At 55.3% G+C, this 21573-nt stretch carries 18 protein-coding genes and 1 pseudogene; 7 read left to right on the top strand and 12 right to left on the bottom strand.

The genetic code is table 11. The annotated features are described in order from the left end of the window. Positions 1-108: 108 nt before the first annotated feature. The 3 genes from LA5095_RS21825 to LA5095_RS21835 form a co-directional block, all read right to left on the bottom strand. Positions 109-2091: a DUF4139 domain-containing protein gene (locus tag LA5095_RS21825; RefSeq protein ID WP_082442815.1), complete on the bottom strand. Its 1983-nt coding sequence runs from the start codon at positions 2089-2091 to the stop codon at positions 109-111. A gap of 286 nt (positions 2092-2377) precedes the next feature. Next, complete coding sequence (locus LA5095_RS21830; RefSeq protein ID WP_144436148.1) at positions 2378-3268, bottom strand: hypothetical protein; 891 nt, start codon at positions 3266-3268, stop codon at positions 2378-2380. 597 nt (positions 3269-3865) lie between these two features. After that, on the bottom strand, positions 3866-4672 hold the full coding sequence (locus LA5095_RS21835; RefSeq protein ID WP_055118728.1) for an ATP-grasp domain-containing protein: 807 nt from the start codon (positions 4670-4672) through the stop codon (positions 3866-3868). A gap of 265 nt (positions 4673-4937) precedes the next feature. Between LA5095_RS21835 and LA5095_RS21840 the strand changes: the two genes are divergently transcribed. Continuing rightward, entirely contained in the window at positions 4938-6788 is a 1851-nt protein-coding gene (locus LA5095_RS21840; RefSeq protein ID WP_055118730.1) for a tetratricopeptide repeat protein, read from the top strand. Between the two features lie 22 nt (positions 6789-6810). Here the strand turns inward: LA5095_RS21840 and LA5095_RS21845 are convergent, their stop codons facing one another. The 6 genes from LA5095_RS21845 to LA5095_RS21875 form a co-directional block, all read right to left on the bottom strand. Continuing rightward, the gene (locus tag LA5095_RS21845) at positions 6811-7695 is read right to left on the bottom strand and encodes a class I SAM-dependent methyltransferase (RefSeq protein ID WP_055118731.1); all 885 of its coding nucleotides are present in this window, start codon (positions 7693-7695) and stop codon (positions 6811-6813) included. A gap of 36 nt (positions 7696-7731) precedes the next feature. After that, positions 7732-8916: an acylneuraminate cytidylyltransferase gene (locus LA5095_RS21850; RefSeq protein WP_158510428.1), complete on the bottom strand. Its 1185-nt coding sequence runs from the start codon at positions 8914-8916 to the stop codon at positions 7732-7734. Between the two features lie 32 nt (positions 8917-8948). After that, a complete protein-coding gene (locus LA5095_RS21860) occupies positions 8949-9698 on the bottom strand; it encodes a class I SAM-dependent methyltransferase (RefSeq protein WP_055118737.1) in 750 nt (249 codons plus the stop codon). A 75-nt stretch (positions 9699-9773) separates the two neighbouring features. Continuing rightward, complete coding sequence (locus tag LA5095_RS21865; protein ID WP_055119059.1) at positions 9774-10637, bottom strand: N-acetylneuraminate synthase family protein; 864 nt, start codon at positions 10635-10637, stop codon at positions 9774-9776. Positions 10638-10881: 244 nt separating this feature from the next. Beyond that, complete coding sequence (locus LA5095_RS21870) at positions 10882-11694, bottom strand: ferredoxin--NADP reductase (protein ID WP_029062334.1); 813 nt, start codon at positions 11692-11694, stop codon at positions 10882-10884. Positions 11695-11873: 179 nt separating this feature from the next. After that, a complete protein-coding gene (locus LA5095_RS21875; RefSeq protein ID WP_055118739.1) occupies positions 11874-12614 on the bottom strand; it encodes a TylF/MycF/NovP-related O-methyltransferase in 741 nt (246 codons plus the stop codon). A 338-nt stretch (positions 12615-12952) separates the two neighbouring features. On the opposite strand from LA5095_RS21875, the gene LA5095_RS21880 reads away from it, so the two are divergent. Beyond that, positions 12953-13987: a GlxA family transcriptional regulator gene (locus LA5095_RS21880; RefSeq protein ID WP_055118741.1), complete on the top strand. Its 1035-nt coding sequence runs from the start codon at positions 12953-12955 to the stop codon at positions 13985-13987. A gap of 181 nt (positions 13988-14168) precedes the next feature. Here LA5095_RS21880 and LA5095_RS21885 read toward each other — a convergent pair whose 3' ends face one another. After that, entirely contained in the window at positions 14169-14828 is a 660-nt protein-coding gene (locus tag LA5095_RS21885; RefSeq protein WP_055118743.1) for a transglycosylase domain-containing protein, read from the bottom strand. Between the two features lie 235 nt (positions 14829-15063). Here LA5095_RS21885 and LA5095_RS21890 point away from each other — a divergent pair. Next, positions 15064-15432: pseudogene (locus tag LA5095_RS21890) on the top strand (IS5 family transposase); the annotation flags it as partial. Between the two features lie 23 nt (positions 15433-15455). Here the strand turns inward: LA5095_RS21890 and LA5095_RS21895 are convergent. Together LA5095_RS21895 and LA5095_RS21905 are read right to left on the bottom strand one after the other, a co-directional pair. Continuing rightward, positions 15456-16223: a sulfite exporter TauE/SafE family protein gene (locus LA5095_RS21895; RefSeq protein ID WP_055118746.1), complete on the bottom strand. Its 768-nt coding sequence runs from the start codon at positions 16221-16223 to the stop codon at positions 15456-15458. 428 nt (positions 16224-16651) lie between these two features. Continuing rightward, positions 16652-17218, bottom strand: coding sequence for a cysteine hydrolase family protein (locus LA5095_RS21905; RefSeq protein WP_055118750.1), 567 nt, complete (start codon positions 17216-17218; stop codon positions 16652-16654). A 76-nt stretch (positions 17219-17294) separates the two neighbouring features. Here LA5095_RS21905 and LA5095_RS21910 point away from each other — a divergent pair, with 76 nt between their 5' ends. The 4 genes from LA5095_RS21910 to LA5095_RS32140 all read left to right on the top strand — a co-directional run bounded on the left by LA5095_RS21910 (position 17295) and on the right by LA5095_RS32140 (position 21519). Beyond that, positions 17295-18266, top strand: a complete 972-nt coding sequence (locus LA5095_RS21910) for a GlxA family transcriptional regulator (RefSeq protein ID WP_055118752.1) — start codon at positions 17295-17297, stop codon at positions 18264-18266. A 175-nt stretch (positions 18267-18441) separates the two neighbouring features. Continuing rightward, a complete protein-coding gene (locus LA5095_RS21915; protein WP_055118753.1) occupies positions 18442-19671 on the top strand; it encodes a winged helix-turn-helix domain-containing protein in 1230 nt (409 codons plus the stop codon). Positions 19672-19872: 201 nt separating this feature from the next. Further along, positions 19873-20586: an SMI1/KNR4 family protein gene (locus LA5095_RS21920; protein WP_144436149.1), complete on the top strand. Its 714-nt coding sequence runs from the start codon at positions 19873-19875 to the stop codon at positions 20584-20586. A 166-nt stretch (positions 20587-20752) separates the two neighbouring features. Next, a protein-coding gene (locus tag LA5095_RS32140) for an IS5 family transposase (RefSeq protein WP_235808854.1) occupies positions 20753-21519 on the top strand; the annotation gives its coding sequence in 2 pieces (ribosomal slippage) (positions 20753-21356 and positions 21356-21519; 768 coding nt in all). Positions 21520-21573 lie beyond the last annotated feature (54 nt).

Genomic DNA, 21573 nt, shown 5'->3' on the forward strand with positions numbered 1-21573 from the left:
GCAACTCAACTCCCCGGCGCATGTGTTTCGGCTTCACTCGATCGCATGAGCCGGGATGAGTTACGTCTTTCTGGATCGCGACCAACCCGCCGGGCAGGCCTAAGCCCTTCAGAAGTTGTTGATTGCCGTCCCCAATTGCTTGCGCAGTTCGGCAAGGCGTGCTTCGAGCCGCAGAGTTTCCTTGTCGAGCTCCTCGATCCTGGTTTCGGAGTTATCCAGTTTTTGAAGCGAGCGCTTGTAAAGGTCCGACCCCGGAGACAGCGCCGAAAGATTGGCACGGTGGCGCTGCTGATTGTTGATCTCCTCAGACTTTCCTTTGCGTGAATATTGTATTTGAGACTGTACCTGCGTCCTTTCTGCCTGCATGTCAGCGAGGGCCCTCAGCTTGTCGGCACTCTCCGTGTCAGGAACCCGTCGCACGAGGTTCAACAGGCCGATTTGGTCCGTGTTGAAAAGGGCATGCCTTTCTTCCAGCGTCCGCTCCGCTTCCACGGTTGCGGCAACCGTCTCGCCCATTGGTACAGTGAGTTTCAAGCGGCGGTGCGTTTTAGTGGAATCCAGGTACTCGGGCGATGAAAAGCGCCAGCCTTCCCGGCGGGGATGCTCAATGATAACCTGGCGGTCACCGTCGGGAGCGCCCCTGACGGTGTAGACCGTCTTCGATCTTTCCTTGACGGTTGCTGTCAGTATGCCACCGCTGACCTTGACCGACGTGATCTCCTGTGTCGGTTCGGTTTCCGTTGCCACCCTCACCTTGCGATCGGTCGCGAAACTCGCCATGCGAAGTTCACCAGCCGGCATCCCGTTGATCTGCGCATCGCCGACGTAACCTTCCTTTCTGTCGTAGACGGTCAGGATGCCCTTCGGCAGGCTGGAGTCTGTTTCATTCTTGATCAGGATCGCTGCGATTGGGTGGTCAAGGCCACTCTCGGGCTGGAAGACCGACACGCTCTCGGCCGAAACAACCGCATCGACAATCGGCGCCGAAAGCGTTTCGCCGCTTTCCAGGTCAATCGCGTCAGGAAGCGCAAAAAACGCCGTTACTGCGCCTTCTTCCGCTTGTCCGACCTGAGCCTGCGCCATCGCCTCCTCCATTGGCGGGGCCGCTGCAGGCGCGGCGAAAGCGAATGTCTGTCTCGCTTCAGCACCATCGATCCTGCGTCTTATTCCACTGCCCCCATCGAGCGCGCCCGCACCCAGTTTCATCATTGCGCCGCTGTCTGCCCTGGGCACATAGCCGCCGGCAACATCGACCGGCACTTCCGGTCTTTGCCGCCAGTAAAGATCATGCAAGCGCTGTTTCAAGGTGACCGGCGCTCCGGACGACAATTTCACCCGCACATCGTCCCAGTCTTCGCCACTTGCATTTTCAAGCACTGCCCAGGCCTGAAGCCGGGCCTTGTCCTCCGGCAGCATGACAACCCGGTAGGCCGTCTTCCAGATCGGCGTCGGCACGACATAAGAGACGGAGACTTCGCGAGCCCCCTCACCGGCAACCTTGATCGAGACGGTTCTTGCGCCATCCGACTTGCCGCTTCCGACGGCAGACAAGGCTCTTGAGACTTTCTGCTGGATATCATCGTCGAGAAACCGGATGACCGTGTCCGGTTCCAGATCGACGCCGAGAATGCTGCCATCGCTCAAGATAGACGCCACGCTGACCTGTCCGTCATTGCCCTTGTTCTGCACCGACACGCCCATCACCAGGCCCTCGACCAGGGTGCCCTGCTTTTCCAACTGGACACGTGTTCCCTGCAGTTTTGACAGCAGCCTCGCGGGCGATTGAAGATCTTCGGCGGCAAAGGGCAGGTTCTTGAACGTTTCGGCAAGCGGATTGGGACCCGGCAGAGAAAGGCCTTCGACAACACCCGTTGCATCGTAAACCACGATGCTTTTCAGAATATCGTTCACCTGTTCCAGCGGAACGGTCATCAATATCTCGCCGGTACTGTCGATTTCCGCCTTGCGGACGATCTCGGCCAGACCGCCGGACGACAATGTAATGCTCGTGATCGGACCGTTTTCTTCCGCTTCGGCAAGGGCGGAAAAGGTGACGCAGAGAAAGGCAATTGCAGGCAAACGCATAATCATCAAAACACTCCAACGCAGCTATTGGTGGCAGAGCGTCCTTGATAATTGCGGCCATAGTGGGAATGGCCAACAAATGCTGGTCATCGTAACGGTGCCTATGGCTATAACCATTTGGAGCGGCATATCCGAGTACCCCGCAGCCTGGATTCAAGGGCGATCAGCCCAATGGTGGCAATGCCCCGGTCGCGCAGACGCCCGATGCCTCGTCTCCCGTTGCGCGAACCACCAGGTCGACCGGGGCGTTTCTTTTTGCGAGATCGACAGGTCCCGTCTTCTCGAGCCACGACTAGTAGCTTCGATGAAGTCGCATGCGATCCCATTTGTAGTAGATGCCAATTTCGGTTCCACCCGAAACTCCCGGAATGTCGACCGCAGTCAGGTTTTTCTCCGAATAGTCGATCAGAGCTTCGCCATACAGCGTCTTGGCAAGACCCGGCAGTTCGGTCCGCAGGGCCTCAAAGGCCGGGTCACCGCCCTTCGCCCAATCCGCAAGCTTGTCCATCCTCTGCACAACTCTAGAGTTCGTGGCCATGCCTTCTGCCACTTTCTTGATGATGTTCGGAAGGTTGCTTGATGCGATCTTTGCCGCCTTTGGATCAAGGAACGTTTTCCACTTTCCCCCGACACTCAAGGCCCAATCTGTCCCGGTGGACACATGGCCATCAAAGCTGGCCGCTGTCGGAAATCCCGTCGCCAGGACGATCGCCGCGCCGCCAGACACACCCGCAATTGCACCCAGACGTCCCGAAGAAGTTGATATCACCGCTACCGCCGGGTTTTCGTCACCCACCTTGCACAATATGCCGATAGCAGCCTCGCCCGACACTCCGGCACCAACGCTTGCCTTGAAAAGAAGTCCACCCCAAGCGTGCGCTCTTCCTTTGGCCAGTTGAGGTTTCCAGGAGCTGAAATTACCGTAGACCGTGCCGCCAAAGAAACTCTGGCCGTCTCCCCAACGTGCCTCGAATGCTCCATCCCTGTCCCAGTTTCGGGACAAGCCACAGATCCTCTTTCCCGACCCTGATTCTTTCAGGTTGAATTTCCAACCGTTTACGTCCCCGGTCCAGGCGCCCATACCGGCGCTCGTGAAACGTCGAAACCCCGCCGGAATAGGCCGCACAATTCGCCAGGTTCCGCTGTAGTTGGTGTCCTTGTCTATCTGAAGAACAACCTTCATCTTCGGATTCTGTTTTGATGCCGGGATAATAATATCTATCAGGAACGACATGATTCAGCCTCTACAATGACTACAAAAAATATCTACAACGGTGACAAGGATTTCTTTTTGCTAACTCGTGAAGCAAATACAGTTTCCCGAAACCAGTTTTACCATCACCACCAGACTGTCTCCGAGCGCATTAGAGTCATACTCACAATGAGACTGCGGCTTGCGTTCCGACCAGTTCGCGGTTCCCGGTCAGCCCCGACACGCCGATCCAGCATTATCCCTTTGCATTCAAGCGTCCGATCCGGTTTTCATGTGAACACACCTCACATCGGCTACGCATGATCTGCGTAATTTCAGAAGTAACTCGTTCGCTACTTTACTATTTTCGTTTTTAATTTCTAATTCGATTCAAATTTCTTCCGAATTTATCGCAAATACCAACTCTCTTCAACGATGGAAGCCTGCACAGTGCTGGAGAGCGCCAAAACCAACACTTGGAGATGCAGAAGGGTTTCCATTCACACACGAAGTTCGTTGGCTCAAATCCGGTCTTGACCTGCAACCGTCCAGCCTGGCAAGTGCGATACGCATCGGCGAAAGCCGCATTCAGTCGTCTTCCGGTGTTGCCTCGGTTTTGCCAAGCCCATCAACCGCCGAGGCAAGCTTGACCAGATTGGCTGCATAAAACCCCGCCGCGTTGATGCAGTTTGTTTCCAGCAACTTCAGTCCCTGCCCGGTTCTGCAGATGTCGAGCACATAGGCAGGTGAGTAGCCGGCATTGCGGTCGACCATTTCCTGCGCGAATTGCAACGCATCTTCATCAATCTCGTGCCGGTAGACGACCCTTGATCCTTCCTTGTAGAGCGACCAGGTGACTATCGTCCCGTTGATGGCCCATAACCGCCATTCCTTGAGAATACGGACGGGCTCGGTTAACATCAGCAACGTGTCATGGCGCAGCGAGCCGTTCGGGATTTCGTCTTCCTTCAAAGCGATTACATTTTCAGCCATGCGGAGTATTTCGTCCGTTGCCTTCACATTGCCGGGCTCTTCCTTGCTGTCATCAACCGGACGTATGAACCATGACCTTCCATCGTCAGCCAATTGCTCTGGAAAATCGCGAATTGTCAGAAAGAGCGCGTCGGCACCGTTCAGAAGAAAGGGTTGCCAGCTTTTTTCGTGAACGAACGGCCGCAACCGGAAGATGCCCGGCCTGTATCCTCTGGCCTTGGCGTATCGCCAAAGCGTATAAGACCCGAACATGACCACCGCATCCGTAATCGGGATGTCGGGCTCCGGAATGAGATCGCCGACAAAGGGCACGACCTTGTGCCATGAGTACGGAATGCCGAGCCTGTCAAGCGCTTCAGCCAGCTTGTGCGTATCTTCGAATTCCTGCAGCAGCCAATGCATTCCGTTACTCGCCTCTCAGGTAAGCGCGCAAGACGCTCAAGCCAACATCACCGGCCAATGTATTGCCCGCGGCTATTTTGGTGATCTTCCGAGCAATCATCAGAGATAACCAAACCGAGGAAGATAAAACCGATACCAATTCCGGAAATACACAAGTTTCAAAACCACTATCCCCAGACGAATTGAGGATATCAACTCCTCGGACTGCGCGCTGAATGACGGACTGATATGCTAAAAGCCGTGATTCCAACGGGACTAAGACGAGATGGCAACGCAAACGGCGCCTAATCTGCTCCGCGATAAAATGCTGAAAGGACTTTCCTATCAAAAGTCCGGCGAGATCGAAAAGGCGCAACGCTGCTACAAGCAGGTTTTGAAAAAGGTTCCCAACAACGCCGACGCATTGCATCTGCTCGGAGTAACCTACCGGCAGATGGGTTATCCGAAACGGGCGGTGGAATACATTCAAAAGGCCATCGGTGCCAATGCAAACCAGGCCCCGTTTTATGCCAATCTTGCCCGGGCGATGATGGACATCGGCACGGATCCCGAAAGTCTTCTCGCGGTGTCGAACAAGGCCCTCTCACTCAATCCGAGAGAGAAGGAAGCGCTCAACATCAAGGGAATTGCCCTGACGAAGCTGGCTCAGCCCGAGGAAGCGGAAGAGATCTTTCAGCGTCTGCTCGTCGACCATCCCGATTTCGGCGATGTCTACCGGAACTACGGTATTCTGCTGCGCCAGAACAAGGACTATTCAAAGGCACTGGTGTTCTTCCAGAAGGCCATTCAGCTTGTGCCGGACAATCCGCAAAATTACATCGAACGGTCCCGCTGCCGGCAGGAACTGAAAGACTATGATGTTTCGCAAGAGGAATTGTCCGAGGCGCTGAAACGCTTCCCGAGTAACGCAGACATCAAACACGAGGCAGCCCGGCTTCTTTTCTCGCTCTCCCAGACCCACGTGGGCGTGACCTATGCCGAAGAGGCCGTCGCAGACAATCCCAAGGACTACCACCGCCTGGTAACGCTTGCGGTTCACTATCTCATGCTCGGTCGCGGCCAGCAGGCAATCGACACGTTCCTGAAAGCCAAGAAGCTCGCTCCGGAAGGGGCAGCAGGGATCGACTGGAACCTATCTCTTTCCTATCTGTCCGTCAGCGATCTCGACAACGGCTGGGCACTTCACCGGGCACGGTTCAGCGACAAGATGTCGAGTTCGACTGCCCGCGAATTCAGCGTTCCGGAATGGGATGGCGAAGACCTTTCCGACAAGACCGTGCTGGTCTGGGGCGATCAGGGCCTGGGCGATGCGCTAAAGTGCGGCACCATGCTACCTGACCTTGTCGGGCTTGCAAAAAAAGTGATTGTCGAGCTGTCGCCCAAGGCAGTGCCATTCTACGAGCGATCTTTTCCGGAGATTGTGTTTCGGGTCAAGCTGCCGGACGATGCCGTGTTGCCCGTCGACTACGATGTTACCGCAAATATCACCGATATCGCCCGCATATTCAGACGGGACATTGAGCAGTTTCACCTCGCAAAATCACCCGTCTATGCGTTCGATCCGGTCCGTGCCCGCGACTATCTCAGCCGTCTTCCCGATGCCGATGAAAAGCCTGTCATCGGGGTTGCCTGGCGGTCCAAGAACCTTCAGAAATACCGGGCACGATACTATCTTTCTGCGCCTGACTTCGCGCCGGTCATCGAAGCGGAGGACGCGATCTACGTCAACCTTCAGTATCTGGCGGTCCAGAAGGAACTGGAATTCCTGACGGCACGCGCCAAGGGAAGTTTCGTCTCTTTCGAGGATGTGGATCTTTTCGATGACCTGTGCGCGGCGGCCGACCTGACGGCGATCTGTGATCTCGTCGTTTCAGCCAATACCAGCGTTGCCGACATGGCCGGCATTCTCGGTGTCCCCTGTGTCCGGTTCGGCCCCGTGGAGCCGCCGTTATTGCTCGGACAGGCTTCGCCACCCTGGTATCCGAGCATGAAGTATGTCCATGTCGACGAAAGCAAGCCGACGTCGGAGATCCTCCCGGAGATTGTGGGTGTCATGAAGTCCGAAATGCAAGAAGTCTATCCCCAGTCGCGCCGCGAGAGACTGAAGCTCTCCTAGCGGCGCCGCCCGAAGCCATTGATCAGGGTTTTCTTGCGACAGCAACAAGAGTATCCGTTGCGTCAATCTTCCTGAGCGCAGCTTCATAGGCAGAAGAAAGCTCCGGCGTGTCGAGCGCAGACAACACTCCCTTGTGACCACCCGGCTGGCCTTCAGCCAGCCACTTCAAATGGTTGGAAAGAGGATACCGCTGAACGCCGTCGATAACGATGTCGGTGAAGCCTGCGAATTTCAGCATACGATGGAGGCTGTCGCGCGTGTGCAGGATCAGGTGTTGGCTCCAGAGTGTGAATTTCCTGAAGGGATCCGATTTGAGCTGGGAGAGGAGGAAATCGTCGGCATGCGGCACCTCGACCACGATAATGCCACCCGATTTCAGGATTGCCGAAAGATCGGCAAGGACCTGAAGAGGATCTGGAATATGTTCCAGTACGTGAAACGCGAAGACAGCGTCCTGCGACGAGGATGCGATCGCCGCTGGATTGTCGAAACAACTGAACCCATCGGACATCAGGGTTTTGATAAAATCCGCCTGTAGTTCCACACCGCTTACCGCCAGTGTGTTTTCGGCAATATTCCTCAAAAACGCTCCTTCACCGCAACCGAATTCCGTAACCGTCTTCCCGGTGTAGAACTGGCTGTAGGCTTCGACCCGGCGGCGCGTATCCTTTTGGAGTTCGAAGTCCCGACTGCCCGCACGCCGGACGGTTTCCTGCCGATAGGCTCCGTCTTCATACGTACTGTCGCCGACATAAAATCCGTCGATATATACAACTCCGGACAAACTGTCCCGGTAGACCGGCAGTCTCTCCCGATCCCTGGTCGACGTTGCAAACGTCTCACGCGTTTCAAGGCTGGCAAGCCCCAGTCTTTCTAGCGTGTCAAAGATACCGGTTTCAGTTTCCATACGGGTATTCCTCAGAGAAACATTCCGAGCTATCGGTCAGGCTTTGGCGAGCATGCCGCGGGAGATCAGCAATTCGCTGAATTCGTGCACAACGGCAGCCCCTCCAGCACTTTCAAGCACGATCGAGGCGCAGGCCTTCACCTCCGCCGGTGCGTTGCGCGGTGCGGCGCTCAGGCTACACGCTTTCATGCAGTCGATATCTGCAATGTCTGCACCAATGAACGCCATTTCCGAAAAGCCGATGCCATGTGTCGTACTCCAGTCCGACATGATCTGAAGCTTGTCAAAGGGATGGGACTGATACTCCATGGCAAGCTTTCGCGCGCGCTGCATGGCAAGATTGTTCTCTTCACGGTCGAGCATCAAAAGACGGACATTGCGACCATGCAGGCGGTCCAGTCCAATTTCGTCGTATCGGTTGCAAATAATTGATTCCGTGCCGTCACGATTGACGAAAACCGAGTTGTCCGTGTGAACACCGTCGAAAGAGGTGACCAGCGCGCGCAGGGGTTTGATATGTTCGGGTGCAAGCTCGCCCGTGAACTGCTCGGTCCTGATGAAGGCCTCGGCCATGTCCCAGTCCTGAGAGGTATCGATCTCGATCCAGGTCGAGTCCACCGGCACCAGGATGGTCTTGCCGCAATACCGGTTGCCGGCTTCCAGAAACTCAGGCACGCGCGTGGCATAAACCGCGCCGTTTTCACGGTATCTTGCAGAAATGTCCTGACGTCGAACGCGCGGTTTGCTCGGATCGTGGTTGATGCCGACACCCTCGCCGTTTTCGCCGACTTCCCAGTAAAAGCCGTGGTCATCCACAACCGAAATAGCACTGGTCGCACCCTTGTTCAAAAGGGCTTCCACCACCTGATCGACGTGATGCGCCTGCGTGAATGGCGCCGTACACTGCAGGAAGACCAGAATGTCGGGCGGTTCGCTTTGAAGTGATGGCTCGTTCCGTAACAGGTGCATCAAAGCCGATTCAGAACTTGCGGTCGGACCAGACAATTCCAGGGGTCTCATGACGGCCCGGGCACCGTATTTGACAGCGACGTTCAATATGTCATCGGAGTCGCTGGAGACGAAGACGTCCGAGACGAACCTTGAGCCCCTTGCAGCGCGAACCGTTCTGCCCACAAGCGGTATTCCGTTCAAGGGTCTGATGTTCTTTCCGGGAAGTCCAACGGAGCCGCCCCGCGCGGGTATGGCCGCAACAATTTTCACAATTCAACTCCCGGAAACATGAAACCCGGTGGTCAGCCCGGTTTTCGTGCGTAAACGGTCACGAAAGACCCCCAAAATGCAGGTGACACTTCTGCGCTCGCCTGCACCATCGTTTCAAAGGCTGCAACCGAGGCAAACCGCGTTCCAAAAAACGGGTAGTCGACCTGCTCGATACGAAAGCCCTTGTCCCGCAACAGCCGGATCAGGGAATCATCCGTGAAAAGGCTGACATGCGTCGGGTCATGCAACAAGCGGAAACGGTCCCCAAACACTCTTGCTGCTGCACTGGCGAAATTGGGCGTGCCGCAAACAAAATCGCCGCCCGGCTTCAGGATCTCGAATATCGTGTCAACGAAAGGGACTGGCTCGTCGACATGCTCGATCACATGGTTGGCGACAACAACGTCGAAGCTGTCTGGTGAAAACGACCCCGGCTCCAAAACCCCGAGACGCAGGTCCGCATCGCAGCGCAGGCGGCCAATCTCGATTGCGAGTTCAGACGGGTCCAGGCCGAAGCAAGTATTCTTCTCTTCGATCTGCTCAATCAATTCACCCAGCCCGAAACCGATGTCCAGAACGGTACCCGGCGCTCGCGCGTTGACATAGTTGGCAATGTATCGGACATCGGCCTTGCGCATGTCTCTTTCGGATGCCGCATCTCTTACATTCCCGTCCGGGTCCTTCTTCAAGTCCCAATAGTCCTGGGGCAAGGGACGCGCCGGATAGGAGACGTAGTAGTTCTCTCCCCGATACAATTCCAGACAACGGTCGATGATCGACATGCTTGTTTTCAATCGCCCCTTGTTTCGGCTATCCGCGTTGTCCGTCAGATCATGTGCAAGGACAATGTGCCCGTCTCACGCCGCGGACAGCGTGTCATTGCGGCGCAGCTTTTCGGCGATCGGTTTTTCGTCCTCGTAGAAGCGAAGAACGCCATCGCCGCGGACAACCTCGAAACGACGAACTTTTCCAACCAATTCCGCCATTTCTGCCATTTCAAGCGATGCCTTCTGATCGGACCCCCAGTCGGAGCGGTCGAGCGTCACGTGTCTTTCGACCGAGCAGGCGCCGAGTGTTGCCGCGCAAATGCTCGGCAGGATGCCTTGTTCGTGTCCGGAGAATCCGATTTCCAGGTGTGGGAAGGCTTTTTGAAGCGTCTTGATGCCAAGAAGATTTATCTCTTCATCAAGTGTCGGGTAGGTTGACGTGCAGTGATAGAGACACGCGATTTGGCCACCGGCTTTTTCAATGATATCGACGGACCTGCGGATCATTCCCAGGTCGCTCATTCCGGTCGATACCAGCAAGGGACGTCCGGCGGCGGCACAGTATTCCAGGAACTGCCGATCGGTCACCATGGCAGAGGCGATCTTGATGTAGGGTGTCTCGTAGGCCATCAGAAAATCGACGGATGGTTCATCCCAGGGTGAGGCAAACCAGTCGATCTGAAGGTCCCGCGCCGTGCGGTCAATCGCATCATACTCGGCCCTGCCGAATTCGAGTCCGCGCTTCAGATCACCGTTGGTCGGTCCGAAGACATTTTCTCGGGCCCGGGCCAGTTCCTCGGCCGTGTAGACTATTTCGACGGTTCTCTTTTGAAACTTCACTGCATCGCAGCCAGCCTGTTTTGCCTGGCGGATCATCTCCAGTGCCTTGTCCAGGTCACCGTTATGATTGATGCCGACTTCGGCAATCATGTAGGTTCCATTTTCAGAGATCATGGCATGGCACCTTGTTGTTCGGTCCGTGTCGGATGACGGTCCGTGCCGGACTTCGAATTTCCTAACCAAACTCTTGCCACTGCAAAACAGACCTGTCCACCCGGCAGCCCACATCGGGTGCAGATGCCCTGTGCTTTCTTTGGAAAACCCCAAAATGAACGTGAAAAACGATAAAGGGCTCGCGAGTACCGCAAGCCCCCATTAATTTTCCTTGAAAAAATAATGTTTTGCCGGCGCAGGCGACTCAGCCGACGAAAGCGCGCTCGACGACGAACTCGGCAGGCTTGTTATTTGCGCCTTCCGTCAGACCCGCCTCTTCAAGCAGTGTCTTGGTGTCCTTGATCATGTCCATGGAGCCACAGATCATGCCGCGATCAATCGCCGGATCCAGCGGTGGCACGCCCAGGTCCTCGAACAGCTTACCGGATTTGATCAGATCGGTGATCCGGCCCTGACGCGGAAAGTCTTCGCGGGTGACCGAGGTATAGTGCACCAGCTTGTCCTTTGCGAATTCGCCAATCAGCGGATCGTTGATTGTTTGCTCGACCAGATCCTCGCCATATTTGAGTTCCGCGACTTCGCGGCAGCTGTGCGTCAGGATAACCTGGTCGAACTTCTCGTAAGTGTCCGGATCCCGGATCAGGCTGGCAAACGGGGCGATGCCTGTACCGGTCGAGAACATGTAAACCCGTTTCCCGGGAACAAGGGCATCATTAACCAGCGTTCCGGTCGGTTTCTTCTTCATCAGAACCGCGTCACCGGGTTGTATTTTCTGAAGATGAGACGTCAGCGGACCATCCGGGACCTTTATCGAGAAGAACTCAAGCTCCTCGTCCCAGGCCGGGCTGGCGATCGAGTAAGCCCGATACAACGGCTTTCCGTCGATCATCAGGCCGATCATCACGAATTCTCCGGAGCGGAAGCGGAAGCTCGCCGGTCGGGTCATGCGGAAGCGGAACAGGCGGTCGGTATAATGCTGGACGGCCGTCACTTCTTCCACGAAGGCGCCTGCCGGAGCGGCGGCTTCAAGGTCGGCGGGTTTGGCAAGTACGTTCATTACAGTCGATTTCCGTGGGTCATTTCGCATGAGTAGTTATGCTCCATGTACCCCACAAACTCCTTGACTTGAAGCAACTCAAATCCACAAAACCGCCGCACTGCAAAAAAATCGTTCCAAAATGAGCCTGATTATTGGTGCAACGGCAATCGTTCGCACCCACTCGTGTTCGCCGTTGTTCATTCAACCACAAAATAGCTCACCCAAGGATCATAATAGAATTTTCTCAGCGAAATATTTTCTATTGCAACCTGTTCCTTGAGCGCAATTGTCTCACCCTGCCATTTCTTGCTGTTGATTTCGTCAAGCGCGACAATTCCCCCCTTGGGCACGAGAGGCAGCAAGTGTTTCAGGGCTACCCGTGTGGGCTCATAAATGTCGAAATCGAGATAAAGGAGCGCGACAATGAGGTGCGGATTGTCTTCAACGAATTGCGGTATCGTGTCGAGTGCGTCCCCCTTGACCAGTTCCATCTTCGGAATGTGGGATACCGCGCGGTTTCCGTCCTGCAATTCGTGCCACGCGCACAGGCTCTCGTAATTCGTGTCGGCGAAATCGCTTTCCGAAACATCGCAGCTATCTTTCGACGACAAGCTTCTGAACCCCTCGAAAGTATCGAACCCTATGATTTTTCGGTTAAAGTTGTAGGGTTCCAGAATTGTGGACAGGTGATAGTAGAGAAAGAGAGAATTTGCCTTGTGAACGCCGCATTCAACGATCGCCCCCTGCACTTCCAGCACCTTCCTGAAAAGATCGATACGCGTCAGAGAGCTGGTAACGGTCTGCCTCTCCGCATAGACAAAAGGAGCTGCTGCGACATCATGAGAAGGCGTCGAGGACAGCAGCCTGTCCCGTTTCTCCGCATAGGACTTTTCGGTTTCGGACCATTTTGATCCAGTCAATTCGGTCTTGGACTTCATCCGTGCCTCCCCGCGGGACTTTTAAGCGAATCCAGACTTACCAAAGATGCGGGACCCCTCACAGTGGATCTTGAGCGAAACCCCCAGGGCAAGTGCATTCCGTCGCGCTTCCAGGTTCGGCATTCCAGCACCGGATGAGCGATCAACGAGACTTCGTGAACCTTATTTCTTTCTGATTCAACCGCTCAAAACAATGACCGGCGAACCTCTTTGAAAATGACAATTTCGAGAAGTTGCTTGATCATGATCTTTTTTATTTGACAGACAAATAGAAAAAGCAAAAATTACTGGATGCTCAACAACAAAGCATAATAATACCTTCCAATGAGGCAAAGTAAATGTCCGGACGCGCGCACGAAGAAACAGGCCAATCCATAGCATTTGTGCTCATGGACCGGTTCTCTATGAACGCATTCGCCAGCGTCATTGAACCGCTCCGCCTAGCAAATCGACTTCTTGGTCGTGAATTTTACACATGGACAACTTACTCCCTTGATGGGAATTCAGTCATCGCCAGCAACGGCTGTGATGTCCTTGTAAACAAATCTATTCGAGAACTAATCGATGCCGACATTACTCTTTTGTGTACTGGCATTGACGTAGAGCGTCTTCCACTCAACAGCGACCTCGGCAACAAACTTCGCCGCCTGAACGCCATGGGACGAACGTTCGGAGCCATCTGCACAGGCGCCTATCTGCTCGCGCGTTACAATCTTCTCGACGGCCGGCGCTGCACCATTCACTGGGAAAACCTGCGCTCGCTTCGTGAGGAATATCCTGACGTCGAGGTTACGTCCGACATATTCGCGATCGACCGCAATTGCATCACCTGCGCTGGCGGCATGGCCTCGCTCGACATGATGCTGCGCCTGATTGCGATCCAGCACGGCGCCTATCTCGCCCACGAAGTGGCGGAAGTCGCGCTTTACCAGAACATGCGCTCCGGTGAATCGGCTCAACGGCATGACATCGAGGCACGGACCGGCATTTCCAACGCCAAGATCCTGGATGCGATCCGGATCATGGACCTTCATATCGAAGATCCGCTGAGCTGCCAGCAGCTCGCCATGACCGTCAACCTGTCCCCGCGCCAGCTGGAGCGCCTGTTCCGCAGGCATTTCAACTGCACACCGGGTCAATATTACCTGCGCCTGCGCCTTGAAACGGCCCGCGACCTCTTGCGCCGGACCAGCCGTCCGGTCCTTGATGTCGCACTCGCCTGCGGGTTCGCCTCCACCTCGCATTTCACCAAGTGTTACAGGGAGCGTTTCCTGTGCACGCCGACGGAAGAGCGACAGTCCTATCAATGGGCGAATACAAGGACGACATCCGGCGTCGGCACGGCCACACCGATGCGGCTGGTGGCGAAATAAACTAGCAATCACAGATCAATCCGGAAAACGCCGCAACCATGCGGCGTTTTTTTATTCCGGTCGTCCCCCAGGGAGGGTATTCATAAATGATTGGAAGTGGATGACCGCTTTCGGGAGAGTGCGCCGTCGCCGTCCAATCGACTGCCTAGGGCGCCATAGAGGGACGTATCTATCCTACGACCTACGACCTACAACCTTCAAGCCATACGTCTGAATTGTCGTTGGCGGCGCACTCTCCCGAAACAAGGCGGCGAATACGATCCGTCCGATCTTGAAGTGCTTCGTCGTCGGTGCCGAGGTTGTAGCGGCCCGGTGAGATTAGGACTGCAAGCAAGGATAGATACTCATCATCCGCTATTGTGTCGGGCGCGGCGCCGTAAACCGCTTCGCTCATACGATGGAACCCTGTGACCCAGCCATCCGGCCCGCGACCCATTTCAAGCGTATCGAGCCAAAGCGCCATGATCTGCTCTTTGCTCAATCGCGTCTCCAGACCGAGTGCGTAACCGGTCTGTCGGATCTTGCCGATCCCGGGTGTAAAATTCTCAAATCCAACCCGCTTGGCAAGCGATTGCGTCACGGTCGTAATACCGGCACCCGCCGTTGTCATATCCACGCCGCTGTGTTGCTCAAAGGCCGGATCTTGGACCACCAGAAGTTGACGGTAACGCTCTTGACCGAGCGATGAGCCGCCCAAATTTTCAGCGAGAAGGCTGTCGGCTCTTGCGGCAAGTTCTTCTGAAGCTGCGCGCGCATCAAAATAGCCATAGGCTCCGTATCCCAGCACCCCCGCGAAAAGCAGCAACACTGCAGCAGCGGTGATCTTAAAAATTCTTCTCATAAAAACATGACCCTAGAGCCGTTCGCAGTGCTTCAGTTTTTCCACCTGAATTGGGGCGGCGCGATGACGCAGCTCTCGATATCACCGTCTAAGTTGGGCTCGAAACGTTCGGTCGATCTTGCGGATTAGGTCAGCGTATCGGGAGCAAAGCAGACTTTGAAATTTGGCATATCGGCGTGATTCAAGCTCCGAAAAGGAATGTGAGAGTGACTGCACCGAACCCCCTCGCGCCATGATCCATGCTGTTGTCGATGCCAAGGGCCTGCCACTCCGATCGGCACTCAGCATCGGGAAAGAGCACGACAGTCTACTCGCAGGAGATCTGCTGACAGAACTTCGTCACAATGGGTTGCTGCCTGCCGACAGAGCGTACGACCTTGATGCAATCAGGCAACTTGCTCGAGAGCTTGGTGCCTGGCCAAACATCCCGCCGAAACGAAATTGCAAAGACCCAATCTGCTTCTGCCCGCATCTCTATCGAGACCGCAATCACGTGGAGCGATTCTTCAATCACATCAGGCATTGCAGACGGATAGTCGCGCGATACGACAAGCTGGCGGCGAACTTCCTTGCCTTCATCAAGCTTGCGGCAATCTGCTTATAGCTGAAATTTTATGGGTCCACGTCCTAGAACAATCGCCAGAGCCCAAGCGGGACCAGATAGACACCGAGCCCGAAAATCGCGATCAGAATCAATCGCCGAAATGCCGTTTCCGAAACCTGGCGCCGGATCCGCTGTCCGAACCAGACTCCCGACAATGCCGGCACGATCAGGACAACGGATGCCAATGCCTCGCGGCCACTCATCAGACCGAAGCCACCGAGTGAAACACCAAGTGCAGTTGTCGAAAGCAGAAACAGAAGCCCCATCGCCTGAATGAGCTCATCCCTGCGTAGTCCGAGCGCCTGCAGATACATGACACCCGGCACGGTGAATGCTCCGGTAAGGCCGGAGAAAACACCGTTCAGCAGGCCCGCAACAATCCCGACCGGCATGATGTTCTTCTCCTTGAGCGAGAGAGACAGCCCGGCAAGCATCGGGACGGCGTAGGCAACCATGAGCAAACCCAGGATCAGGTCGGCCGCCCCTTCCGGAACCTGGGTCAGAACGAAGGTTCCGACACCAAGCGCCAGGACGGCAGTTGTCAAAAACGGCCAGAGGCGTGTCACAAGCGGTCGAAGATATCCGCCGGAAAGGCCTTGCCAGGCATTGGTCAGAAAAGCGGGCCACAACACAAGCACCATAGCCTTTTCGACACCCACGAAAACGGTCATCAATCCGAGACCGATGGCAGGCAATCCGAAACCGACAAGCCCCTTGACAAACCCCGCGATGACGAACGCGATGCAGGCGATGGCCAGCAAAAATGGATCCAACCCCAGAATTTCTGTCAAACCCGCATTCCGTTTCTCAATCTTGTGTCATGTTGTTCGAGCCCGTGTTTTCAAATACCGTTCTAAGTGCCCTTAACTGGCTTGAAACAGTTCCGACATCCGGTCCAAGCACCAGTCGCAAGAAACGCAAGCATGCCCAACTCTGCTGCAAACTCCGTTTTTCCTGCCGAAATCCGGCACGATCCAGCATTGATTTCAATGCCCTGAAACCGAACGTCTGCCGGCGTGAGGGAGAAAAATGCTGGTATCGCGCTTTCATCCCACACTGCCTTGAACGACCACGGCATGCACTGTCCGTACCGCGACGTTACATGATCTCCGTAGCGGCGGAGCCGTGATCTTGCAACAGCCGGGTTCCCGGGATCCGGGTTCACCGGTGTTGACAGCCGCATGCGTCCAGGGTGCTGATGCCGAGATGTGCCTGCTGGTCAGTTCTGCGCTTCGGCGAGGCATTCCGAGGCGAGCAGAACATTTGCATAGCTGGCAGCCAGAGGCGCCATGATGGATGCGTGAACCATGTGAGACGGCACGCTGACACCATTGTGCTCAACATTGGCGGCAGCGCAGGCGTCATGTGCGACCATGACGGCGAAACCCAGATCGACTGCAGCGCGGACTGTGGCGTCAACACACATCTGGCTCATTGCACCACACATTATGACCCGCTCGATCTGCTCCCGACGCAAGCAATCTTCCAGGTCTGTGCCAACAAAACTGTTTGGCCTGGTTTTTTCAATGACCGTTTCCGAGATGGACGGTTTCACGCTGTCATGAAGATCCGCACCAGGGGTACCCGGGCGGAAAAAAGGAGCCGCGTCGGACGTCATGACATGTTTGACATGAATCACCGTCGTGCCGTTGCTCCGGGCGGTGGAGAGCAACCTTGCCGCTCTTGCAGCTGCCTCGTCCATGTCCGGAAGCGGCATTCTACTATTCTCAATGCTTGGAAAGTAGTCGTTTTGGATATCAATCAAGAGCAGGGCAGATCTGGTCATTTTGTCCTCGTTTCGTCAGTGCGTCCACAACGAGCCATGTTTACGGCGCTTCGCAGCACAGGTACGATTGGCGGATATGACAAAAGAAGTGCGAAATACGCCAACCGTTGCGATCATTGCCTATGAAGGTGCCCAACAGTCCGCCCTGTTCGGATTGGGCGAGATGTTCGATGTGGCGAACCGGCTGGTTGAAAAAGATGCAGAACAAAAGATCAGCCACAAGGTTCTGCCTGCCTCGCTGATCATTGACACCGACAGTGCAGATGCCATCATTTTGCCACCCAACCTGACGGGTGTTCGAGGAGACACAGATCGGCATCTGCACAATTGGATCCAAAAACAACATCTTGCAGGAACGATCGTTTGTTCGGCCTGTGCAGGCAGTTTCTGGCTGGGGCATGCAGGAATTTTGGACGGCAGGCAGGCAACAACCCATTGGGCGCTCGAAACCGAGTTCAGATCGGCTTTCCCGAAAGTGCAACTCCGTGCGGAGCATATCCTGCTGGATGACCACGACATCGTAACCGCGGGAGGTGTCATGGCCTGGATTGACCTTGGAGTTCACCTGATCGGTCGCTGGCTGGGTCCAACTGTCGTTTCGCGCACCTGCCGCCAGATGCTTATCGATCCGACAGGACGGGAACAGCGCAATTATCGGTCCTTTCGCCCGACCACGGCCAGAGACCAGACAATTCGCAGCTTGCAGCTTTGGATGGAACGAAATGCGGACCGCGATCTGTCCGTTCGTGCGCTGGCCCTTGAAACCGGGCTTTCCGAACGGTCGTTGCACCGCAAGTTTTCCTCCGAAACAGGATATTCGATAAATCGGTATGTGCAGGAACTCAGGGTGGAAAAGGCAAAGGGATTTCTGGAACTAACAACACTGTCGGTCAGCGAAATATGCTGGAAGGTCGGCTACACTGATGTTTCTGCTTTCAATCGCCTGTTCAGGTCAATTTCGGGATTGAGTGCAGGCGCGTATCGAAAACGATTCAGGATTGATCCGCTCCAACGAAAACTTGGCATACACCCAGTAAAAAACGGCTGACGACGAAACCAGCACTGAAATCCTGAGCAGCCCGGTGACCCGCCTGGAAGTTTTCGTGTGAGGAATTGTTGGTACCCGGCGGATAACAACACGACAGCCCTGGCCTCCGAAAAAAAATTTCGGCCATATCTCTAACCAGATTTCCCTGCCCCAGTGATGCTGCTAGTCTTTCGTCATGCCAGATTCCACGCTTCCGCGAGTGTCCAACTCGAAAGCCCGCCGCCTCTTTCTTCACAAACACGGACTTTGCACGCACCCGAAAGGGAGCGGCAAGGGAGAGGATTTGTCGGATGTCATCAACCAGCTTGGCTTCATTCAGGTCGACAGCATCAATACCGTCGCCCGCGCGCATCACATGATCCTCGCGGCCAGACGCCCAGCCTACAAGCAAAAGAACCTGAAAAGGCTTCTTGAGCGTGAACGACGGTTGTTCGAACACTGGACGCATGATGCCTCTATCATTCCGACCAGTTTTTTCCCCCACTGGCAATTGCGGTTCCAACGGGACAGGGAACGCCTCGTCAACCGCTGGCGGGATTGGCACCAGAATGAATTCGAGGAGAAACTTGACGACGTCCTCAAGAGGATCAGCGATAACGGACCGGTGACATCTGCAACTGTCGGAGAAGATGAAAAACGCAGTTCCGGTGGCTGGTGGGAATGGCATCCGTCCAAGACGGCACTGGAGTTTCTCTGGCGTACGGGAGAATTGTCGGTTTGCCGCCGTAACGGCTTTCAGAAGGTATACGACCTGACCGAACGGGTGATCCCGGAAGCGCACAGGTCTCACCGCCCTGCTCCGGAGGAAACAATTGACTGGGCAGCGCGTTCCGCGCTCGAGCGGCTTGGTTTTGCGACATCTGGCGAAATTGCCGCGTTTTGGGATCTGATCACACCCCGGGAAGCAAAAACCTGGTGTCAGGATGCATTGCATGACGGGCAGCTCGTCGAAGCCGAGATCGTGTGTGACGAGGGTTCATTCCGGCGCGTCTTCATGTTTGCAGATACGCTTGGCGATCTTGACGACACACCCGACCCACCGTCCAGGGTTCGTATCCTGTCGCCTTTCGATCCGGCCTTGCGGGATCGCAAGCGCGCCGAAAGGTTGTTCGGTTTCTCGTACCGGATCGAGATCTTTGTTCCCGAACCCAAGCGGCAGTACGGTTACTATGTGTTTCCCGTGATGGAAGGAGACCGGCTTGTCGGCCGCATCGACATGAAATCATTCCGGGACGATGGCTGTCTTCAGGTTCGTGCCTTCTGGCCGGAACGCGGCGTTCGAACCAGCAAGGGACGCCTCGCCCGATTGGAAGCGGAACTCAACCGAATGGCCAGGTTCAGCGACTGCTCGAAGATCAGCTTTGACAAAGACTGGCTGCGCCAAAGCACGCACTCGCCGGCGTAGAAGAGTTCGCACTTGTGTTTAGGGCGTGTACTCATAAACGGGTGAGCGCCGATGGCCGCTTTCGGCGGCACCTCCAAAGGAGATCAACAGAGCACGTGGGTCAGCATTGCGGACGAAGCAGCCGTTGGAGGCAACTGGATTGTCACTGTTGGCCAAGGCTAGTATCCAAGGCCCAGACAGGAGCTATAGTCGGTGGCGCCCTTGAAAGACGAAAAAGTGGCGAAGGTAATCCAAGACCTCGCGCAAGAAATACGCAGTAGATGGGACAGGCTGGGCTATCTAGAAACGGATAATGGTGCATTCGCTACCGGCCATATTCCAAATGTGGCCCCACACGCATATCTGTGTCGATTTTATGCGGGTCTTTCGGATGCTGGGCTTGATGATGCTGAGGCAGAGAGTGAACGATACTTGCCGCAACCCTATCGGGATTTTCTTAGGTCGTTCAACGGCGGGAGCATTATGGGCATCTCGTTGAACGGTGCAACTGGTGGGCAGAACGTCTGGGCTGCTGAAGGTATCGGCCAGCCGATAAGTATCAGATATCAGAATGTTTTCTACACTCGACCAGAGTTCATTCCTGAAAGCCACTTTGGCTTAGGTGCCATGAATGGCCCTCGATACTCGCAAGGCCATCTGTATCTCACGAGCGTTGGCGAAGTTGAACTGATCAATAGTGACCACGATTTGGTCGCTATGAGGTGGCCGTCGTTAACAGAGTTTCTCAATCAAGAAATTGCGAGACAACTGTCGCGGTACGATAACGAAGGCCAGGAAACTGGCGAAGTCACAAGATTGCCAGGAAATACAGATAATTGGGAAGCATTGGGCAAAGAAACATCAGATAGAAGAAAGAAAGAAAATACAGTTTTGCACAAGACCCTCAGCAAGCTCAGCGCATTTTGTAAGAAGTAGTCGCCGACGGTCCTGAATCTGAGTTCGCCCTGCTGAGACACACGGCAATGAGACATAAAGGGCTTTAGGTGGTCGTTCGACCTAGCGGACCTCGCCGCAGTGTTTGAGGGCAAGGTAGACATTGACGTTTGGTGTCCCGGCGTGATTCAAGCTCCGAAAATGAGCCTTGAACAGGAGACACGCCTTCACCGACGCCGAATGGCGGTTGATAGCACCAATCCTTCGTTGCAAATCGCAAGGCGTCCCGCGTGTAGATGACAGGCGCACCCTGAACGGCATTTCCTGGATATCGAGATCGGGAACACCGTGGCGTGATCTGCCTGAGCGCTACGGTCCCTACACCACCTGCTGCAATCGCTTCGTGCGATGGTGTTCCGCGTGCGTTTTGATCCGTTTCCTGCCTGCCATCTCGCATCGGGACGATGCCGAGGTGCAAATTGTCGACAACACGATAATCCGAGCACATCAGCACGCAAGTTGCATCCAGAATAGCACCAGCGAAAGCTTTGGATGTTCGCGCAGAGGGCCGACGACCAAAATCCACGAGGTAGTCGATGCGAACGGACTGCCGCTCCAAGTCATGATTACCGGCGGTCAGCAGCATGACAGTCTGATGGCACGTGCTCTACTTGAAGGCCTACCGAGCAGCGGAATGGTTCTCGCTGACAAGGCTCACGACGCGACCGAGATAAGAACAATCACGAGTTTGCGTGGAGGCTGGGCGAACATCCCACCGCGCCGGAACCGGCGCGGTCCGATCTGTTTCAATCCCACCTCTACAATCATCGAAACCACGTTGAACGGTTTTACAACCGGATGAAGCAATGTTGGCGCATCGCTACGCGATATGAGAAACACGCAGCCAACTTCCTTGCCTTCGTCGAGCTCGCTGCCACCCGACTTTGGCTACGCGTTAATGAGTCCGCGGCCTAGGCAGCTCTGACATCGTGTGCCCGTCCAGCACCAACCAGGTGCACACCCAGGGGC

It is taken from the genome of Roseibium album (assembly GCF_001404515.1).
Classification (GTDB): domain Bacteria; phylum Pseudomonadota; class Alphaproteobacteria; order Rhizobiales; family Stappiaceae; genus Roseibium; species Roseibium album.